This window comes from Scandinavium lactucae (assembly GCF_033843265.1).
Classification (GTDB): Bacteria; Pseudomonadota; Gammaproteobacteria; order Enterobacterales; family Enterobacteriaceae; genus Scandinavium; species Scandinavium lactucae.
Window position 1 is genome coordinate 83596 of record NZ_JAWXRD010000002.1, and the last position, 19148, is coordinate 102743.

Here is a 19148-nt window from a genome sequence, read left to right on the forward strand (position 1 = left end):
TTCCTCACTGACAGTGACCGCTGAGCATCTGTACGCCCGCATTATCTGCCGTCTGTTTGTTCAGAGAATAATGCACGGAACACTGTTCTCCAGCCTCATTGCCCCACTTAACCTGTAGCGCACCACTGTCTTCCAGACCGGTCAGATAAACCTGCCCGCCATCGCCGACGATAAAGCCCTGCGCCCCTTTCTGCGTCGGGTCGGTGACCATCGCGCCAAACGGAACCGGTCCCCCGCCCACCCGCAGAATCGTCATCAGCGCACGCTGACCGACACTGGCGTTAAAGTTCGCCCGCACGACTGCGCCGCGCGTTGGCACCACGTTTTGGTTATTGAGCGCGAGATCCACGTCGTCAGGCAGCGATTCAGGATCAAGCTGTACCGGATTGCGGCGATACGGCGTCGCGTATGGAACAATCGCATAACCACGCCAGTCAGTTTTCACTCCTGGCTGGCTGCTGACGGCAATGCCACTGGCACCCGGGGCGGCCACCAGCGCAACGGTTTCATTCATCTGTTGACCGAAGGTCACGCCGTTCTCGTGTATCAGAACCCCACCCTGCAAGCCGTAGTTAATACGCTGGGTATCTTTGTCATAGGCATAGCCGCCAGTGACTTCTCCGTATGTGCCGCGATAATCGGCGTTGAGATTACCGCTGTTGCCGGTTCCCTGGCTGCCATATCCTTCCTGAGCGCTCCAGCTCAGGTTGCTGGCGTCCAGCGCGGTGCCGTTAAGACCCACGGTCTGGGTGGTATTGCCTTTCTTGCTGGTGTTCAGAGTGTAGCTGGCCCAGGTGTTGGGCATGAACAGGCTAAACGGCACGTTAATATTGAGGCTGAAGACCTGATCGCGGTCGTACACTCGGCCAATTTGCGTTCCATTGGAGGTCACGGAGTTCTCGTTATAGCTGTAGTTCAGGCCATAACTGATGCCGTTCCACGAGTTGTAATAGGCCGCGCCAATCGAACGCATTGTCCGATCGCTGTTCCAGTAATTCTCACCGATCCAGCTGAGGGATAACGAGCCTGCACTATCACCGAGGCTCTGACTGATGGTCATTTCGCTGCGGTTACGTCGACGTTCCTGTAATAACGGTGAGTCATTGCCGTCGTCACGCCAGGTGTACATTGCCTCCGGCAGGCTATAGAAGCCACTCGTCGAGTAGCGATAGCCCGCAATCGCAAAGTTGGTCCCGGTCTGAACGATATTTTTGCTGTAACGCACGCGCCAGGACTGGCCGTTGTCTTTACCCAGATCGTTCATATCGGACCAGGCCTGGGTAACATCGGTCGATAACGCACCGAAATCACCGAGATTTTTACCCACACCGAGCGCCACCGATCGGTAGTGCTCGGCTAGTTGAGTACCACCGTAGACAGTGAAACCTTTAGGTAAACCATAAATAAGCGTCCCCTGAGCGAAAGGCGCGTTATCGACGCGGTGGTCATAGGCGCGATATTGCCCGCCGGTGAGGCTGTATTTCACACGGCCTTCGCGTTGCAGCACTGGCAGTGACGCAAACGGCACCACCATGTTTTGTTCGCTGCCGTCCGCTTCTTTGATGGTGACGTACAGATCACCGGAGCCACCGGTCGGGTACATATCATTGATTTCGAATGCACCCGGTGACACATAGCTTTGATAAATGATGTAGCCGTTCTGGCGAATAATCACCTGGGCGTTAGTCCGCGCGATGCCGCGTACCACTGGGGCATAGCCTTTCTGGCTGTCCGGCAACATGTCGTCGTCGGAGGCCAGTTGCGCTCCGCGAAACGGCACGCTGTCAAACACGTCCGAGGGTGAAGTGCTGTCACCCATCACCAACTGGCTTTTCAATGCGATTATGCTGCGCGAAGCATAGGTATAAACTGTATCCCACTTGTCCTGACCACTGCTGTCGCGGCTCCAGGTGGTATAATTGCGTAACCGCCACGGACCAATATTGATCCCCGGGCGCAGGTTCGCGTACTGGCTGTCGTTGTCCCGCCCATCACCGCTGCGGGCATAATTATTCGCCCCGCTGAAACTGTAATTAAGCAGAAAAGCCGGGATACCGTTGTCCCATTGCGCTTCAGGCACATAGCCTCGCGCGCTCTGGGACACCGCCATTTGTGGAATACTGAGCAGCAACTGCTGGCCGCTGAAACGGAATTCGGCTTTGGCCTGTGGAATCGCACCAAGATTCGCGCATTTGACGGTTTTATCGCCCAGGTCCGGGTAGAGATCGGTTTTGACACCCATTTCATTCAGCTCGGCCACACTCAGACACGGCTGCAGACTTTGATGTCCAGAGGCATCTTTTTGCAGGCTGAACTCGACGTCGCGCGTATCCTGTAAATCGTTGTTCAAATAGATATCAACGTGATAAACACCCGGCGGCTGGCCAGCTCCGTCTTCAAAAACAGAGAGGTCAGTCATCCCCTGGTGAGGCGAATCCACTTCCAGCAGCGCCGGGTTAAAGACATCACGCGCCAGGGCGCTGAGGGGGAAACTCCCCATCAGCACAAATTGCCCGGCGATCAAATACGCGAGCCTGGTCACTCGCGGAATAGGCATGTATCTGCCCTGTTTTATTGTGCTATTCATCCATTAACTCCTGCCCGCAAAGCAGTTTCCTGATAAAACATCTATTGCTTTTCAGCCGTGTTTTTCTGGAGTTGTGACTTATTACAGAGAACCTTTGTGTTCCGGCCCAATGGCACCGTAATCACTGATAATTTTCCAGCTCACGCTGCCGCCGCTGACGCCTGCGGGCAGCGCAAATTTTGCTGTGCTTTGCGGTGCTACATAGGTCACGTTTTTTACCTCTTTGCCCGCCACGTTGATTTGCATAAAGTTCATATAAAAAGGCGTCGGGTTCGTGACTTGCAGGCTGTCGCCGCTGCGCTGCCAGGTGAGTTTATCCGCTACGTCTTCTGGTACGCCTTTCAGACCCGCCGGTCGGAAAATCAGCTTGATGCGGTTTTTGACCGCAATTTGCAGGGTGTTCTGGTTACTGGAGACTTCCGCAGCCGGAATAGCCTTAATGTTCATCCAGTACAACGACTCCCTGTCATTGGGCAGATTGCCGCCCGCGCGAACCACGCGCAGCACATTTTGCTGCCCACCGTCGAGACGAAACAGCGGCGGGGTCACCATAAAGGGGGCTTTCTCAGCGCCACCAGCGGTGGTATCGGCCCAGGACTGCACCAGATAAGACACCTTGTCCGGGTTAGTGACGCTTAGTGAAGACTCCTTCTTACCTCCGTCATAAATCAGGCGTGTTCCGCCTATAACGACACCCGCCTGGGCTAAGGTTGATGTAACCAGCAGTACAGCCAGTATTGAGCCAGTAAAAAATTTCATATCAGTTTCCTGTCGGGGAGATAAAAAATGGCCGGCATTGTTGCCGCCGGCCAATCAGTTAATATCCAGCCCTGGCGGGCGGAGTATTAGTTGTAAATAACGCTGAAGTTGGCCACGCCGTTCGCTGGACCTGCGGTAACCGTCGTTGCCACAGATTTGTAGCGCGCAGTGAACGGCAGATTGTTCATGGTGCTGCCAGACTGCAGGGCGTAAGCCGCGGATGGCTGCGCCAGAGGCAGAATGCCGCTTGCATCAGAGAGCTGGATGCCTACACCTGTTGCAACACCGGATTCCTGAGTCAGCTGTAACAGACTGTTGTCGCCGTTCAGAGCCGTGCCGTCGAACTTAATACTGGCGGTACCAATAGAGACTGGGCAGTTGGTCAGCTGAATATTGAAGCTAGTCGCCGCGGCGGTGTCGCCGGAGTTCACAAACTCAGAGCGAGCAACCTGACCCAGGTTTACCTGTAATGGGTTTGATACGGTGTTAATGACATCGCAACCCACATCGATAATTTGGCCGGTGAAATTAACCTGACCCGCAGCAGCGAATGCGTTAGCCGCAGACAGAACAGCAGTAGCCGCGATAGCCATAGCGATTAAATTCTTTTTCATAATGGTTTCCTTTATTTATATAAGTAACGCCAACGAATTCAGGCAATACAGCACCCATCAATTACCCGAAGGCAATTGAACTTCCCGTTGAACATTTCCTTGCTTCATCAAATGAATTGCACAGTGCTCGTTTAATTAATGACAATAAAACCAATCTTCAACTGAATACTGTCAGCCAGTCAGACTAGAACGCCCGAGGAAAACTGACTTGTATTCAAAATCGATCTAACTCATCAATCATCAATTCACTGCATGAATCAATTTTCATCAAATGGCGCACTAAACTCAAGGTATTTTTCGGTGTAATTTTACACCGCAACATTTATTCACTTAATAAAAGTTCTTTACCATAATGCAGCCAATTATTAACGTCATAAGAATGTTCTTATGCGCGCACGGGGTTATGTAAATGACTGTATATGAACAACAAAAAGTTTTCCTCCCTGAAGAAAACAATCTCAGGAATAAAAAACCCACTGCTGAAATAGAAAAACTTCTTTTTCATCTCACGCCATTTTCTAACAACTTTGAAACAAAAGAACGTCAGACGATTAACTATATGGATAACGAGAAACGAAAGTGTTTTTTGTTGCATAAAGGTAGCGTGTCGCTGTACCGCAGCGTTGACGGTATGGTGTTAAACACCGAGTCTGCGCCTTTTATTTTTGGCATGAGTACGCAAATGACGGATCCTGAATATCTTTTTATCCGTACCCATGAAGTTTCTGAAGTAAGCTGGATGCCGCTGGAAGTCGCCAACCAGGTTATTGCTGATAATAACCTTTGGCGATCCTTGTCTCAGATGCTGATATATACCGTGACGCGGGTCTACGACCACTGCACTAAAATATCGTCATTATCATCCTACGATATTATCCGTTACCAGCTTTATGAGTTAATGAGCGAACCGGAAGCCATTCGTCATAGCGTGACTATCGCTAACTACGTGCAAAGCCGTACCTTTGTATCGCGGAGCAGCATTATGAAAATCCTGGCGCAGCTCAAAACCGGGGGATACATCACCACTGACAAAGGGTTGCTGTTGGCTATCCATAACATTCCGCTGAAGTATTGATGTACGCTCAGGCGCTCTGTTGCTAAATTTATAGCAATAGTTTGCAACCTGATACGTGCTGATATGAAAGAGTCTTATCTGAAAGGCATGACCACCCTGGCGGAGTCTCAGGCAACGCGTGAACTCATCGACGTACTCATCCCGTATGTCGTTTTTGAGGATGTTCCCCCCCGGACGAAACTGTACTTATCCATTGATGGGATGAACATGTGTTACATCCTGCAGTCTGGCCTCGTTAAAGTTGGCAGAGAAACGGATGACTTTGTTATGTCATCCCTGCCCACCCCGAATATTTTTGGCATTACCAATATGATACCGGATGCGTCGGGCCTGTTTCTTGAGACAGTGAGTGTCGCGAAGATAGCGACCTTAAAGACGGAACGGGCTCATGAAATCATTGCAGAGAGAAATGCCTGGAAACTGTTAGTCGGCCACATCACTAAGATCACGACCAACCTCTTTAAAAACAATGCGATCATGACGGCTCCGACATCCTATGATGTGCTGAAATTCCAGCTACTGGCGTTAATGCGTGAACCCGACAACCTGCGCCAATCCACCACTGCCGCAAAATACATTCTGGAAAGAACGCGCCTGTCACGCAGTACGGTGATGAAAATGCTCTCTCAACTCAAAGTGGGTGGCTATATCGAGATAGAAGACGGCATGCTGAAAGCGGTTCACCGTTTGCCGGAGAAGTATTGAGGGCTGTTCACCCTCACATTACTGTGCGACATGGATCCGCTTTTTAATATCCTTCAGGAACAGCGTGATGGTGAAGGTCATCATCACCAGCAGCGTCCATGACCCCCACTTGCCGACATGTACCGTCGCCCATGCGCCCAGCTGATTCGGATACCGCCACACGCCGAAGAAGGTGCCCATGTTTTCCGCCAGCCAGATAAAGAAGCCAATTAGCGCGAAAGCCACCAGCAGCGGCATTTTATAAGGCCGATCGTAAGGGGTGAAAATCACCGTCGAACGGGCGTACATCCCCAGCGCCACGGCGGCAATATATCCGCGATAGTCGCCGATAAAGTGATGGGTAAAGAAGTTGGCGTACAGCGCCAGTGAAAGCAAAACGGCATGCAGAATCGGCGGATGATGGCGAATTTTCAAATCCAGTAAACGCCAGCACTGAATGAGGTAGCTACCTACCGCCGCGTACATAAATCCGCTGAACAGTGGCACTCCGCCTATTTTGCTCCAGCCCGCTTCCGGGTAGCTCCACGAACCAATGGCCGAGGAGGTTTTAAATAATTCAAGAGCGAAACCGAGCAGGTGAAACAGGGTGATGGCTTTGATTTCATCCGGGCTTTCGAGCCGGGTGAAATACATGGTGAACTGGATGGCTAACGCAATAAGCAACAGCAGATCATAACGCGAGATGCCCATCAGGCCCGTACGCGGCACGCAGAATATCGCCACAAAAAACAGCCCCGCAAACAAACAGGCACGCAGTTCCTTGATGCCGAACCACAAAAACTCCAGGCCGTAGCGCCTGACGCCGGTCAGGCGGGTAGCGGGTGGGTCCATCAAAAACAGGTCAATACGATTGAGCACTTCCGTTCACTCCATTATAGAAAGCGCTCATTGTGCCATAAGCGTTCAATAAGGATAGCGGGCAGCACCACGACTACCCGCCGCCTGACCTTACCCCAGAATTTCCTTCAGCACCGGGCCAATCGCCTCGAACGCCTGCGGGGAAATGATGTCCACGTGAGCGCAGTTCTGGCGATAAACGTCCAGTTCGTTGACCCACGGTGCCCAGGCACGGTGCGGATCCTGACCCGGCGTCAGCGTTTTTTCGGCCACGAACAGCGTGGCTTTGCCATCGAACGCCACGCTGTGCGCGGTGGTCAACAGCCGCACCGCATCGGCGTAGTTGCCTTCGATAGCGCTGAACAACTCGCCTGAAGCCTGCCCCTGCTGTGCCGCCAGAAAGGCCTCGCGCTCACGATTAATTTCCGCCAGTACCTCCGGATCCAGACCGTTGGCCTCTTTCTCTGACCAGTTCTGCGTTTCCGGCGGCCAGGTATCGAGCAGGCCGAGAAACGCCACCGCTTCGCCGCGCTGCCGTAAGCGGGCGGCGATGCCCTGCGCCAGCGTGCCGCCGAGCGAATAGCCAAACAGATAATAGGGTCCCTGCGGCTGCTGTTGCAGCAGCGTCGCCAGATGATGCTCGCAAAGCTGGTCCAGATTTTCCGCACTGGCCATCGGCCCTTCCGGGCGCGGCGATTGAATGCCGGTAATCGACCAGCGTGGGCTTAGCCAGCGGGCCAGGACGCTAAACTGCCAGGCAAAACCCGACGCAGGATGGAAGCACCATAGCGTCGGGCCGCTGCTTTCGCGTAACGGCAGCAGGGTTTCATAGCCCAGACGCTGCGCCTGCGCCTCGTTTACCGAGTCCAGCAGATGGCTGAGTTTACCCACCGTGGAGGCGACCATCACCTGGCCCGGCGTGACCTGCCGAGCAAAGGTGCGGCTGAGCTGCGCCGCCAAACGCATCGCCAGCAGTGAGTGGCCCCCGAGGGCAAAGAAATCCGCATCGACATCGTGAATATCACACCCGAGCAGGGCGCTAAAAGCCTGCGCCACCGCGATTTCAGTTTTGCTTTCAACCGCGCGACCCGGCGTTTTTTGCGCCAGTTCCGGCAGCGGCAAGGCTTTGCGGTCAAGCTTGCCATTGGCACTCAGCGGCAAACTCGACATCTGCAACAGCGTGACCGGCACCATATGCGGCGGCAGCGCGTCGCGCAATTGTGCAAGCATGGCCTCACGGTCCAGCGGCAGACCCGATTCGGACACCACGTAGCCCACTAACTGGCGCGCATCACCGCCGATGGCCGCCGCCTGATTCAACACACAGGCGTGCGCCACCGCCTGCGCTACGTCCGGCAGGTTGAGCATCATGCGGTCAATTTCACCGAGTTCGATCCGCTGTCCGCGAATTTTCAACTGATCGTCACTGCGGCCCAGGTATTCCACCGCGCCATTCGCCAGCCAGCGCGCCACGTCCCCGGTGCGATACATTCGCTCGCCGGGGGCAAAGGGATCGGCAATAAATCGGCTGGCGGTGAGATCCGGCCGGCCCATGTACCCCTGCGCCAGCTGGATGCCGGTGAGGTATAAATCCCCTGCCACGCCAAACGGCACCGGACGCATTTGGGCGTCGAGAATACGTAACCCGGTGTTCCATACCGGGAAGCCAATCGGCACGCTATTCCCGGTCACCGCCGCCAGTTCCGGGCCAAACGCCGGATACCAGCTGACGTCCACCGCCGCTTCCGTTGGCCCATATAGATTGTGCAACGGCGCGCCGATACGCTGTTCCCATTCGCGGCACAGCGCGGTCGGCAGTGCTTCGCCGCTACAGAACACCTGTTTCAGCGTACGGCAGGACGCGACGTTTTCGTCGCTGAGCGATGCCACAAATGCCGCCAGCATCGACGGCACAAAATGGGTGGTCGTCACGCCAAAATCCGCGAAGAACTGCTGCAACGCCTGCGGGTCGCGATGCGCATCCGGCTCAGCCATCACCAGTTTTGCTCCGGTGATAAACGGCCACCAGAACTCCCACACCGACACGTCAAAACTGCACGGGGTTTTCTGCGCCACCACATCGGCGGCGGTCAGCGGATAATGATCCTGCATCCACAGCAGGCGGTTGACGATCGCCGTCTGGCCGACCATCACCCCTTTTGGGCGGCCCGTTGAGCCAGAAGTGAAGATGATATAGGCGGTGTGCTGCGGGCGAGACAGCGCTAGCGGCAGAGCGTCATCGACCGCCAGCGCTTCGCTATAACAGAGGGTTTCGACCCCGGGGAATCGACTGAGCTGATCGTCAGACGTTATCAGAAGCGTAGGTTGCGCATCTTCCAGCATCATCTGTAGGCGATCGTCCGGATAGCCGGTATCCAGCGGCAGCCATGCCGCACCCGCTTCGACAATTCCGTGCAGCGCCAGGGTTAAAAATACCGAACGAGGCAGCGCCACCGCCACGCTGTCGCCGGGCTTCACCCCGCGCTGGCGCAGCACTTTCGCCAGGGCCACGACCTGCTGGCGCATTTCGCGATAGCTGAACTGTAACCGGGCATCGGCCAGCGCCGGTGCGTCCGGCGTTTTCTCCGCCTGCGCCGCCACCAGTGCGCTGAGCGTGGTGTCTGGCAGCATCATTGCGGTGTCATTAATCTGTTCCAGGCGCTGATATTCGTCAGCCGATACCAGATCCACCTCGCCGCAGCGAAGCAGAGGGTTGGCGGCAAACTGCGCCAGCAACGCGTGCAGACGCGCCACGTGCTGCTGCAGTTCATGTTGCTCATAGCGCTGCTGATTGGCCAGCACTTCAATCGCCAGGCCGCCCTCTTCATCCGGGAACAGCGCCAGCTCCAGATCATTCACCGGCCCGGTTGCCAGGGTGTGAGTGGTAGCGCGAACGCCATCGATATCCAGCTGATAATCGAAGAGTTTGATGTTAAATACCGGGCCAAATAGCGGCTCCTCTCCTGCCGCCTTGCCTGCATCACGCACAATTTGCTCGGCGTCGTAACGCTGATGGCGGCGCATTTTTTTGAGCTGCGCCCCGAGTCGATTCGCCAGCTCCGGCAGGGTTTCTTCCGGCGCGATTGTGACCGCCAGCGGCAGCACGTTCAACACCGGCCCGCTGGCGGTCAGCGCCGCGGAACCCAGACGACGCATGAAGATATACCCCGCCGCGTAGTCGTTGCGCCCACACAGGCGACCGAGCCACAGCGCCGCCAGCGCCAGGGCCAAATCGCTGCGCGGGCTTGAGGTTGAGGCGGCTATCTGGCGGAAGGTGTGAGGGCAGGCAGTCAGCTTCAGCCGCCAGATATCGGGGCTGGCGGCGCGGCCCGGCAACGGGGCGGCAGAGAGCGAGGCAGGAGCCGGTAGCTGCTGGCGCTGTTCAGCCCAGAACGCACCGTCGCGCGTCCAGCCGTCGCTTTCACGGTAGCGCTGATACTCTTCGACCACCTCGGCAAACGGTGTGAACGGCGAGTCAGGTAAAGTTTCCTTGCGCTGTAAGGCACGGTAAATATGGGCGATCTGACGGGTAATCGCCGGGAAACTGAAGCCATCTACCAGCAAATGGTGATAACGCTGATACCAGTACCAGCGGGTATCAGCCACCCGGAGTAGCTGATGGCACACCAGCGGATTGCCGCTGTCGACGCGGGTGTTTTGCGCTAAATCAGCCTTTATAAGGTTCATGGCGGCGGCGTGTGGGTCAGATTCCTGCCGCAGATCGTTCACCGTAGCCACGCCCGGCGGCAGGCTATCGTCCAGCCGCTGCCACGGCACGCCGTTATCTTCGCCAAAGCGCATCCGCAGGGTATCCGCCTGCCCCAGGCCAAGCACGATCGCCTGCTGTAAAAGAGCGGCATCAATCTCGCCGTCAAGTTCGACATAGTGGGCCACGCTCCAGGCGTTCGGCAGAGAGGAAAGCTGTTCCGCCATCCAAATCCCCGGCTGCGCCGCGACCAGCGGTAAACGTTCAGTCATGAGGCACTCCGACAAAATGAGCAGGATTCAGAAGCGTCCAGCGGGCAGCCAGCCAGGCATTGCAGACGTCCGCACTTTGCGGCTCGCAAACCACCTGCCAGCCTTCCGGCAGCGCACACTGCTGCGGCCAGAGGCTGTACTGTTGCTGCGCATTTTGCAGAATATAAAACTGCCCTTGCGCATCATCGAAAGGGTTACTGATTTGCATACCAAACTCCTGTCGTAAAGCGCGCTTTATGCGTCGAGCAGCGGCTGCCAGAGCGCTATCAGCCCTGCTGTCAGCCCGCCGCGCCAGCACAGCGCATCGTGTCCGCCGTCAACCTGACGCCAGAAAACCGGCTGCTGGTGCTTGTCTAATTGTTGTAAAAGTGCCTGATTGGCCTCGAAGATAACCGGCTCACGCCGCCCGGCTTCCAGCCAGATGCGCAGGCCGTGCGGCGAAAATTCACCGCGAGAAAGTTTTTCCGGGATAACGCCCCCGCGACGATCGCCGCGCGTCGGCCACCAGTAGGAGCCGGACTGGCTCAGCACACAGCCAAACCGCTGCGGCCAGTTCAACCCGGCAAACATCGCCGCCAGCCCGCCAAAGCTCTGACCTGCGACAAGGGTGTGCCCCGGGCATTCGCTGTGCGGGGCGAGGCGTTGGATCTGCGGCAGCAATTCGGTCTGTAACGCCTGCCAGAAATCGGTATTGCAGGGCAATTCAGCGCTGCGATGAGCGCTGTCGATGGCATCGATTAAGATGTACACCGCCGGGGGAAGCTGGCCTTCGCGGGTCAGGTGTGCCAGCGGCGACCAGACCGGCATACTCTCGGCCCAGAACTGCCCATCCAGCAGCAACGCCAGCGGGCGATCGGGCGAGGCATTGTCTCCGGTGGTGTAAATCCACACCCGACGGACGTTGCCCAGTCGCTGACTGCGCCAGTCAATGCAGAGTGGCGGGTTGTGCGCCACCTCAGGCAGATCCCAGCCGGGCTGAATCGGTGCATCCGGGAGCGAGAGTGCCGACACCGCATGCCCGCGCCCGCCGCGCCAGCTATGGCGATTGAGCGGATCGGCTATCGCCTGCGGAAGCAGCTTTCGCCAGCCTTCGCGCAGCAGCTGCCTGTCCGGGGCGTGGCCGTTAAACAGCGCCGGGGAAAAATCATCGTCATGCTCGCAGGGAATAAAACAGTAGCTGCCGCGCCAGCTGGCAGGCAGCCGGGTTTGCCACTGCCAGACGTCGGTGCCGGGCAGACGGGACAGCGTCTGCGGCACCGCGTTCTGGTGGTGATCGGTCACACCGGTGATGTACATCCACACCCGTTTTGTCGTCGAGTGTGACTCGCTTCCGGCCGGATCGCGCCAGTAAAAGGTGACGTGGCACAACGCCCCTTCCCGTCGCCACTGCGGGCCGTCAATGCGTTGCCACCAGGCTGCACTCCCTGTCGTTACCGTCTCCGCCACGTTAACCCCGCGCTGTATGTGGAATTTTTCGTTACACTCCAAAAATTATTGATAATATTATTGATAACTATTTGCATTTGCAATAGCGTATTGGCGCGCGATTAAGAACATTTACAGCCTCTACATCATTCGAGTTGCAGGAAGGCGGCGACGCAGCGTTTCCCCAGGAGCTTACATAAGTAAGTGTCTGGAGTGAGCGGGGAAAGCCAACGCCCCTGCGGCGCGAAGTATGACGAGGCTTTTATCAATACAGCAGGACGTTGGCTCACAATGAATAACAAACTCAAATCACTGGCCCTACTGGTCAATCTGGGTATTTACGGGGTGGCATTCCCTCTGCACGCAGAAGAGACCGAAAAGGCAACGACGGCAGAGACGGGCGAAACCATGGTCGTCACCGCCGCCCAGCAAAACTTGCAGGCACCGGGCGTGTCTACCATCACCGCCGATGAAATTCGTAAACGCCCTCCGGCCCGTGATGTCTCCGAAATTATCCGGACCATGCCCGGCGTGAACCTGACCGGGAACTCCACCAGCGGTCAGCGCGGCAACAACCGCCAGATTGATATTCGTGGGATGGGCCCGGAAAACACCCTGATCCTGATTGACGGTAAACCGGTGACCAGCCGGAACTCGGTGCGTCTGGGCTGGCGCGGCGAGCGTGACACCCGGGGTGATACCAGCTGGGTGCCGCCAGAGATGATTGAGCGTATTGAAGTAATTCGCGGCCCGGCGGCGGCGCGTTACGGTAATGGCGCGGCGGGCGGGGTGGTGAACATCATCACCAAAAAAGGCAGCGACGCGTGGCACGGTTCCTGGGATACCTATATGAACCTGCCGGAACATAAAGACGAAGGCTCAACCAAGCGCACCAACTTCAGCCTCTCCGGCCCGATGGGCGGTGATTTCAGCTTCCGTCTGTACGGTAACCTCGACAAAACGCAGGCCGACGCCTGGGACATCAACCAGGGACATCAGTCAGAGCGTACCGGCATTTATCAGAACACCCTGCCCGCCGGACGGGAAGGCGTGGAAAACAAAGACATTAACGGCGTGATACGCTGGGACTTCGCTCCGATGCAGTCCCTGGAGCTGGAGGCGGGCTACAGCCGTCAGAACAATCTGTACGCCGGGGATACCCAGAACACCAACACCAATGCGTTCGTTAAAGAGAACTACGGCAAAGAGACCAACCGTCTGTATCGCCAGAACTACTCCCTGACCTGGAACGGCGGCTGGGATAACGGCATCACCTCCAGCACCTGGGCGCAGTACGAGCACACCCGTAACTCGCGTAAAGGCGAAGGCCTGGCGGGCGGCACCGAAGGGATTTTCAACTCCAATGAGTTTGTCGATATCGACTTGTCCGACGTGCTGCTGCACAGCGAAATCAACCTGCCGGTCGATTTCGTCTTCAACCAGACGCTGACGCTCGGCACCGAGTGGAACCAGCAGAAAATGAAGGATATGGGCTCGAATACCCAGACCTTTATGGGCGGCCCGATCCCGGGGGTGAGCAGCACCAACCGCAGCCCGTATTCGCAGGCAGAAATCTTCTCGCTGTTCGCGGAAGACAACATTGAAGTGACCGACAGCACCATGCTGACTCCGGCGCTGCGCTTCGATCACCACAGTATCGTCGGCGATAACTGGAGCCCGTCGCTGAACCTGTCGCAGGGTCTGTGGGATGATTTCACCCTGAAAATGGGCATCGCCCGCGCCTATAAAGCACCGAGCCTGTATCAGACCAACCCGAACTACATTCTTTACAGCAAAGGCCAGGGCTGCTACGCCAGCACCAGCGGCTGCTACCTGCAAGGGAATGAAGACCTGAAAGCCGAAACCAGCATCAACAAAGAAGTGGGCCTCGAGTTCAAACGCGACGGCTGGCTGGCAGGGGCGACCTGGTTCCGCAATGATTACCGCAACAAGATTGAAGCGGGCTATTCGCCGGTGTATACCAACGGCAGCGGCACCGATCTGTATCAGTGGGAGAACGTGCCAAAAGCGCTGGTTGAAGGTCTGGAAGGAACGTTGAATGTGCCAGTGACCGAGGCCATCAACTGGACCAACAACATCACCTACATGTTGCAAAGTAAGAACAAAGAGACCGGCGATCGCCTGTCGATCATCCCGGAATACACCCTCAACTCGACGCTGAGCTGGCAGGTTTATCAGGACTTCTCCGTGCAGTCGACCTTCACCTGGTACGGCAAGCAGCAGCCGAAGAAGTACAACTATAAAGGCCAACCGGCGACCGGTAGCGAGCTGAACGAAGTCAGCCCGTATAGCATTGTCGGCCTGAGCGGTACCTGGGATGCCAATAAATACGTCAGCCTGACCGCGGGGATCGACAATCTGTTCGATAAACGCCATTGGCGCGCGGGCAACGCCCAGACCACCGGCGGCGCGACGGGCTATATGTACGGCGCAGGAGCTGAGACCTATAACGAGTCTGGCCGAACCTACTACATGAGCGTGAACACGCACTTCTAAGCATGAGGCCCCCTCTCCTCGCGGAGAGGGGTATCACCATGAACACCCAGCACAGTACCTTTTCCCTTGGCGGTTTGACGCTTCACCGTATCGATTTCGACCCCGCCACCTTCACCGATGCCGATCTCCTGTGGCTGCCCCATCACGCCAAACTTCAGCCCGCAGGCAATAAACGTAAAGCGGAACATCTTGCCGGGCGTCTGGCGGCGTTTTATGCCTTGCGGCAATACGGCCTCCGTCATATCGCGGATATTGGCGACAGGCGACAACCGATCTGGCCGCCGGAGATTTACGGCAGCATCAGCCACAGCGGCACCACCGCGCTGGCGGTGGGGGCAAAACATCCTGTTGGGGTGGATCTGGACGCTATTTTCACGCCGGAAATGGCCAATGAGGTTGTCGGAAGCATTGTCACGCCCGAAGAGCGCCGCATGTTGGAGGCCAGCGGCCTGCCGTTTGAGCTGGCGTTAACCCTGGCATTTAGCGCGAAAGAGAGCTTGTATAAGGCATATAGTTTTGCGACCAGCGAACTGCCGGGGTTTAACAGCGCACAGGTTATCGCCCTCAACGCCGGGCAGATAACACTCGGTCTGACCGCGGCATTTTCTCCGGGCCTGGCGGGGGAAATGTGTCAGATTCACTGGCGGCAAGACCACCGCCAGGTCATCACCCTACTCTCTAAAACTCTCCAGTCGGCGTAGCTGCTGACCATTAGCGTCAAAATTACGCTCCGCCAGCCAGGCCTGCAACGTGGCGTCAATCGCGGACCATTCACCGTCGATAATTGATAGCACGTCGCTGTCCCGGTTTCGGCCTTTACGCACCATGCGCTGGCGGAAACGGCCCTCGAAGGTAAAGCCGATTCGTTCCGCCGCCTGACGCGAGGCGGTATTTAGCGCATCGGTTTTCCACTCTACGCGACGATAGCCACAGGCGAACGCTTCGCGCAACAGCAGCCAGACCACTTCGGTGCTGATTATGCTGCGCTTCATGCGCTGCGACCAGGTCACGTGACCAATTTCTACCGAGCCGTTTGGGCGGTCAATCGCCATCAGACATACCACGCCCACTGCGCGTTCGCTGCTGATATCGATGACCGCAAACGGCACCAGCCCAGCGTCATCCACTTTGCCCTGCAGCCATACCTGCGCGGCGGCAACGGACTGTGGACGCACGCTACTCAGCCATGTCCAGTCTCGTTCGTCGTCGACCTGTGCATAGGCGTCGAACAAATCGGGGGCGTGACGCTGGGCATTCAGCGGCTCCAGCCGACAGCATCTGCCTTGTAGCACCTTACGCGCGAGTAAATCTGCGCCCTGCCAATCGGGCATCGGATCGCCCACCGTCTGGCCGTATTCGTTGATCTGTGCCACGTTGTCCCCTGAGGAGTGATTTATCATTGTTATATCATGGGATATCGCCCTGCGGTGAAGTGCATTTTTGTCTCCTATACTGACAAAAAAACGTCAGGACGCCGCCATGTCGCTACCCGATTTTCATGTTTCCGAGCCGTATACTCTCGGCATTGAACTGGAATTGCAGGTCGTCAATCCGCCAGGGTTCGACCTCAGTCAGGACTCTTCCGCGCTGATTGCTCTGATTGGCGAGTCGGTCAGCGGCGGGGAGGTCAAACACGATATCACCGAAAGTATGCTGGAGATTGCCACCGGGGTGTGCCACGACATCCACCAGGCCAGCAGCCAGTTTTCGGCCATTCGCCAGGCGGTGCTGGAGGCCGCCTCGCGCCAGCATGTGCAAATTTGCGGCGGAGGCACCCACCCGTTTCAGAAATGGCAGCGCCAGGAAGTGTGCGATAACGAGCGTTATCTGCGGACCCTGGAACAATTTGGTTATCTCATTCAGCAGGCGACGGTGTTTGGTCAGCATGTTCACGTCGGCTGTTCCAATGGAGACGACGCGATATATTTGCTGCACGGGCTGTCCCGTTATGTGCCGCATCTGATTGCGCTCAACGCTGCCTCTCCCTATTTGCAGGGCACGGACAGCAAATTTTCCTCTTCACGGCTGAATGTGTTTTCTGCCTTCCCCGATATGGGTCCGATGCCGTGGGTCACTAACTGGTCTGAATTTGAAGGGCTGTTCCGACGCCTGAGCTATACCGATACCGTCGATAGCATTAAGGACATTCACTGGGATATTCGCCCCAGCCCCCAGTTTGGTACGGTAGAAGTGCGGGTGATGGATACGCCGTTGACCCTGGCGCACGCGGTGAATATCGCCGGGCTGATTCAGGCCATCGCCAGCTGGCTGCTGGAAACCCGACCGTTTAAGCATCAGGAGCGCGATTATCTGCTGTATAAATTCAATCGCTTCCAGGCCTGCCGCTACGGGCTGGCGGGCGTGCTGACCGACGTTCATACCGGGGAGCAATGCCCCATTGCCGACGCCATTCAGCGCCTGCTGGAGACCGTTGCCCCGTGGGCGGAAACGTTACAGGCCAGCAGCGCCATTGAGGCGCTGGCCCGCCAGGTAAAACAAGGCCACAGCGAAGCCGACCGGATGCGTAAGTTCATCGCCGATGGCGGGTCGCTGATTACGCTGGTTGAAAAACATTGTGAGATTTGGGCGGCGTGAGGCCCAAGCGCGCCGGGAGGGTTGCTGCCCGGCGACGTTTCCCGGACAATGTCTTTTTTAACTGCCGATTAACACCACCATGAAGCATCCGCTTGAATCCCTGATAACCGCTGGCGGCATTTTGCTGATGGCATTTCTGTCTTGCCTGTTGCTGCCCGCCCCTTCCCTGGGGCTAGCATTGGCGCAAAAATTGATGACCGTTTTCCATCTGATGGATCTCAACCAGCTGTACACCATCCTGTTTTGCATCTGGTTTCTACTGCTGGGCGCGGTGGAATTTTTGCTGCTGCGCTTTATCTGGCGACGCTGGTTTTCATTGGCGGACTAAGCCGGTGAAATCACGCATGCCGTCCACCAGCGCTTCGCACCACGCGGCATAATCATGCCCGCTTGAGGACGAATGGAAGCTGACGCGATAGCCTTTTTCGCGCAGCACCTGCTCAAATGCCCGCGTGTTGGGGTAATTCCCACCGCCCGGGCCGCGGGTTTCAAAAATGCCTGCCTGCAGCCAGAAACGCACCGGATAGCGCGGAGCCTGCTGATATTCCCGGGTCAGCCAGCCCGGCGCTTCACCTTTGGGTGCCCACCAGTATGAACCCGACAAACTCAGCACGTTGCCAAACAGACGCGGATAGCGCAGTGCGACCCACGCGGACGCCAGCCCACCATAGCTCGATCCCGCCAGCACCGTTTTCTGTCGCTGCATAGTCAGCCCCTGACGATGCAGCCATGGCAGCAGTTCGTGGGCCATAAAATCGGCAAAGCGCGGATTAGGCGGCAGCTCGGCGCTGCGTCTGGCGTGATCCAGCGCATCAATAAACACCACGTTAATCGGCGGCAGCACGTGACGAGCGATCAGGTCGTCCAGCACGTTGGCAACGTGATAATCGTCCTGATACTCCTTGCCATCAAACAGCAGCAGCGTCCAGCGCGCGGGCTGTGGCACGCGTGGGCGATAGATTTTGATTTCGCGGGTGTTGCCGAGAAAATCGCTGTCCAGTTGATGACGGGTCAACCGACCATAACGGATCGGCTTATTCATGCGGCTTAACGTGCAGTAACGGGCGGGATCCAGTGCCAGCAGTGAGTAGCGCTGCCTGCGATCGTCCCCGGGATGCAGGGTCTGCGGATTAAGCGGGTCGGCCTGACCGCTGGCCATGATCGCCCGCTGCTGCTCGCGCGGGGAGCCGTTCACCTGCGGCACGTCGGGGGCCAGCTTGTACTGCATCAGGGTATCAGCGGGCACCACATAGCTACGAAACCAGACGTCGGACCCCGCCAGGCGGAACAGCGGATCCTGCTCTCCGGCCGGGGAGCCAATCAGATAGACGTTCTTCTGCGCGCCGCGCCACAGAAAGGTCACGCGTTTGTGATGGCTGTCGAACGGTTCCACCAGCGGGGTGCCCTCCTGCTGACGGGCCTGCCAGAAAGCATCCGTGGTCGCACCGCCTGCAAGCTGTTTCGCAAGCTGTTGCAGTGCCGGGCTGGCTGGTTCGAGGGTGCTAACGCTGATATCAAATTTTGCTTTTTGCTCTCCCTGGGCTGCGGGAGAATCACTGGCAACCGCCGCGGTGGAGATCGTGCTCAGGCCAATTAACAGACCACTCCATGCCATCTTCATTGCGCTTACGTTCCTGTAGAAATGGGCTAACAACGTTAATGCAAATGGGAATGATTTTCAATATCGGTTGTGATTGATAAAAAAAACCGCGCACTAATGCGCGCGGCTCTGGTTTTCTTTGCGCCACGCACCGGGCGGTTGTTTAAAGGTGCGGGTAAAAACGCGGGTGAATGTTTGCTGCGAGTCAAAGCCGTACTTCAGGCAAATGTCATACACCTTCTGATCGGTGGCACGCAACTCCTCTGCCGCCAGCCGCAGCTTGCGCTCACGGATGTAACGCCCGAGACTCTCCCCCTTCTGCTGTAAAAAAAGACGCTGCAGATGCCATTTCGAATACCCCGCGTGGCGGGCGACATCGTCGATACGCAGCGGCTGGTGCAGGTTGTCGTCAATCCACTCGACGATGGTGTCAATAACCTGAGCGGAAATCGTCAT

Annotated in this window: 16 protein-coding genes; 6 read left to right on the plus strand and 10 right to left on the minus strand. The window is 56.9% G+C overall.

Annotated features, from left to right (window positions below; all coding sequences use genetic code 11):
* Window positions 1–4: 4 nt before the first annotated feature.
* The 3 genes from SIK69_RS02475 to SIK69_RS02485 form a co-directional block, all read right to left on the minus strand.
* Window positions 5–2557: a fimbria/pilus outer membrane usher protein gene (locus SIK69_RS02475; RefSeq protein WP_374941292.1), complete on the minus strand. Its 2553-nt coding sequence runs from the start codon at window positions 2555–2557 to the stop codon at window positions 5–7.
* Window positions 2558–2668: 111 nt separating this feature from the next.
* Window positions 2669–3346 carry a fimbrial biogenesis chaperone gene (locus tag SIK69_RS02480; protein ID WP_319626889.1) on the minus strand — a complete coding sequence of 226 codons (678 nt, stop codon included), beginning with the start codon at window positions 3344–3346 and terminating at the stop codon, window positions 2669–2671.
* Between the two features lie 86 nt (window positions 3347–3432).
* Window positions 3433–3960, minus strand: coding sequence for a fimbrial protein (locus tag SIK69_RS02485; protein WP_319626888.1), 528 nt, complete (start codon window positions 3958–3960; stop codon window positions 3433–3435).
* Window positions 3961–4369: 409 nt separating this feature from the next.
* Between SIK69_RS02485 and SIK69_RS02490 the strand changes: the two genes are divergently transcribed.
* Together SIK69_RS02490 and SIK69_RS02495 are read left to right on the plus strand one after the other, a co-directional pair.
* Complete coding sequence (locus SIK69_RS02490; RefSeq protein ID WP_319626887.1) at window positions 4370–5035, plus strand: winged helix-turn-helix transcriptional regulator; 666 nt, start codon at window positions 4370–4372, stop codon at window positions 5033–5035.
* Between the two features lie 63 nt (window positions 5036–5098).
* The gene (locus tag SIK69_RS02495) at window positions 5099–5740 is read left to right on the plus strand and encodes a winged helix-turn-helix transcriptional regulator (protein WP_319626886.1); all 642 of its coding nucleotides are present in this window, start codon (window positions 5099–5101) and stop codon (window positions 5738–5740) included.
* A gap of 18 nt (window positions 5741–5758) precedes the next feature.
* Here SIK69_RS02495 and SIK69_RS02500 read toward each other — a convergent pair whose 3' ends face one another.
* From SIK69_RS02500 to fes, 4 genes are all read right to left on the minus strand, one after another.
* Entirely contained in the window at window positions 5759–6598 is an 840-nt protein-coding gene (locus tag SIK69_RS02500; RefSeq protein WP_319785314.1) for a DUF817 domain-containing protein, read from the minus strand.
* A gap of 90 nt (window positions 6599–6688) precedes the next feature.
* Complete coding sequence (entF, locus tag SIK69_RS02505; RefSeq protein WP_319785315.1) at window positions 6689–10555, minus strand: enterobactin non-ribosomal peptide synthetase EntF; 3867 nt, start codon at window positions 10553–10555, stop codon at window positions 6689–6691.
* Entirely contained in the window at window positions 10548–10763 is a 216-nt protein-coding gene (locus SIK69_RS02510) for an MbtH family protein (protein WP_319626883.1), read from the minus strand. Before SIK69_RS02510 ends, entF begins: the two co-directional genes overlap by 8 nt.
* 26 nt (window positions 10764–10789) lie before the next feature.
* A complete protein-coding gene (fes, locus tag SIK69_RS02515) occupies window positions 10790–12001 on the minus strand; it encodes an enterochelin esterase (RefSeq protein ID WP_319785316.1) in 1212 nt (403 codons plus the stop codon).
* A 270-nt stretch (window positions 12002–12271) separates the two neighbouring features.
* Here fes and SIK69_RS02520 point away from each other — a divergent pair, with 270 nt between their 5' ends.
* Window positions 12272–14497 (plus strand): TonB-dependent siderophore receptor, encoded by a 2226-nt coding sequence (locus SIK69_RS02520; RefSeq protein WP_319785317.1) that lies wholly within the window; start codon window positions 12272–12274, stop codon window positions 14495–14497.
* A gap of 38 nt (window positions 14498–14535) precedes the next feature.
* On the plus strand, window positions 14536–15198 hold the full coding sequence (gene entD / locus SIK69_RS02525) for an enterobactin synthase subunit EntD (RefSeq protein WP_319785318.1): 663 nt from the start codon (window positions 14536–14538) through the stop codon (window positions 15196–15198).
* Here the strand turns inward: entD and SIK69_RS02530 are convergent.
* Complete coding sequence (locus tag SIK69_RS02530; RefSeq protein ID WP_319626879.1) at window positions 15169–15870, minus strand: GNAT family N-acetyltransferase; 702 nt, start codon at window positions 15868–15870, stop codon at window positions 15169–15171. The genes entD and SIK69_RS02530 overlap by 30 nt on opposite strands.
* 106 nt (window positions 15871–15976) lie before the next feature.
* Here SIK69_RS02530 and SIK69_RS02535 point away from each other — a divergent pair, with 106 nt between their 5' ends.
* Window positions 15977–17092 (plus strand): YbdK family carboxylate-amine ligase, encoded by a 1116-nt coding sequence (locus tag SIK69_RS02535; RefSeq protein WP_319785319.1) that lies wholly within the window; start codon window positions 15977–15979, stop codon window positions 17090–17092.
* Window positions 17093–17171: 79 nt separating this feature from the next.
* Entirely contained in the window at window positions 17172–17420 is a 249-nt protein-coding gene (locus SIK69_RS02540) for a DUF1158 domain-containing protein (RefSeq protein WP_319626877.1), read from the plus strand.
* Here the strand turns inward: SIK69_RS02540 and SIK69_RS02545 are convergent.
* Window positions 17406–18713, minus strand: a complete 1308-nt coding sequence (locus SIK69_RS02545) for an alpha/beta hydrolase (RefSeq protein WP_319785320.1) — start codon at window positions 18711–18713, stop codon at window positions 17406–17408. The genes SIK69_RS02540 and SIK69_RS02545 overlap by 15 nt on opposite strands.
* 93 nt (window positions 18714–18806) lie before the next feature.
* Window positions 18807–19148 (minus strand): RamA family antibiotic efflux transcriptional regulator, encoded by a 342-nt coding sequence (locus SIK69_RS02550; protein WP_319626875.1) that lies wholly within the window; start codon window positions 19146–19148, stop codon window positions 18807–18809.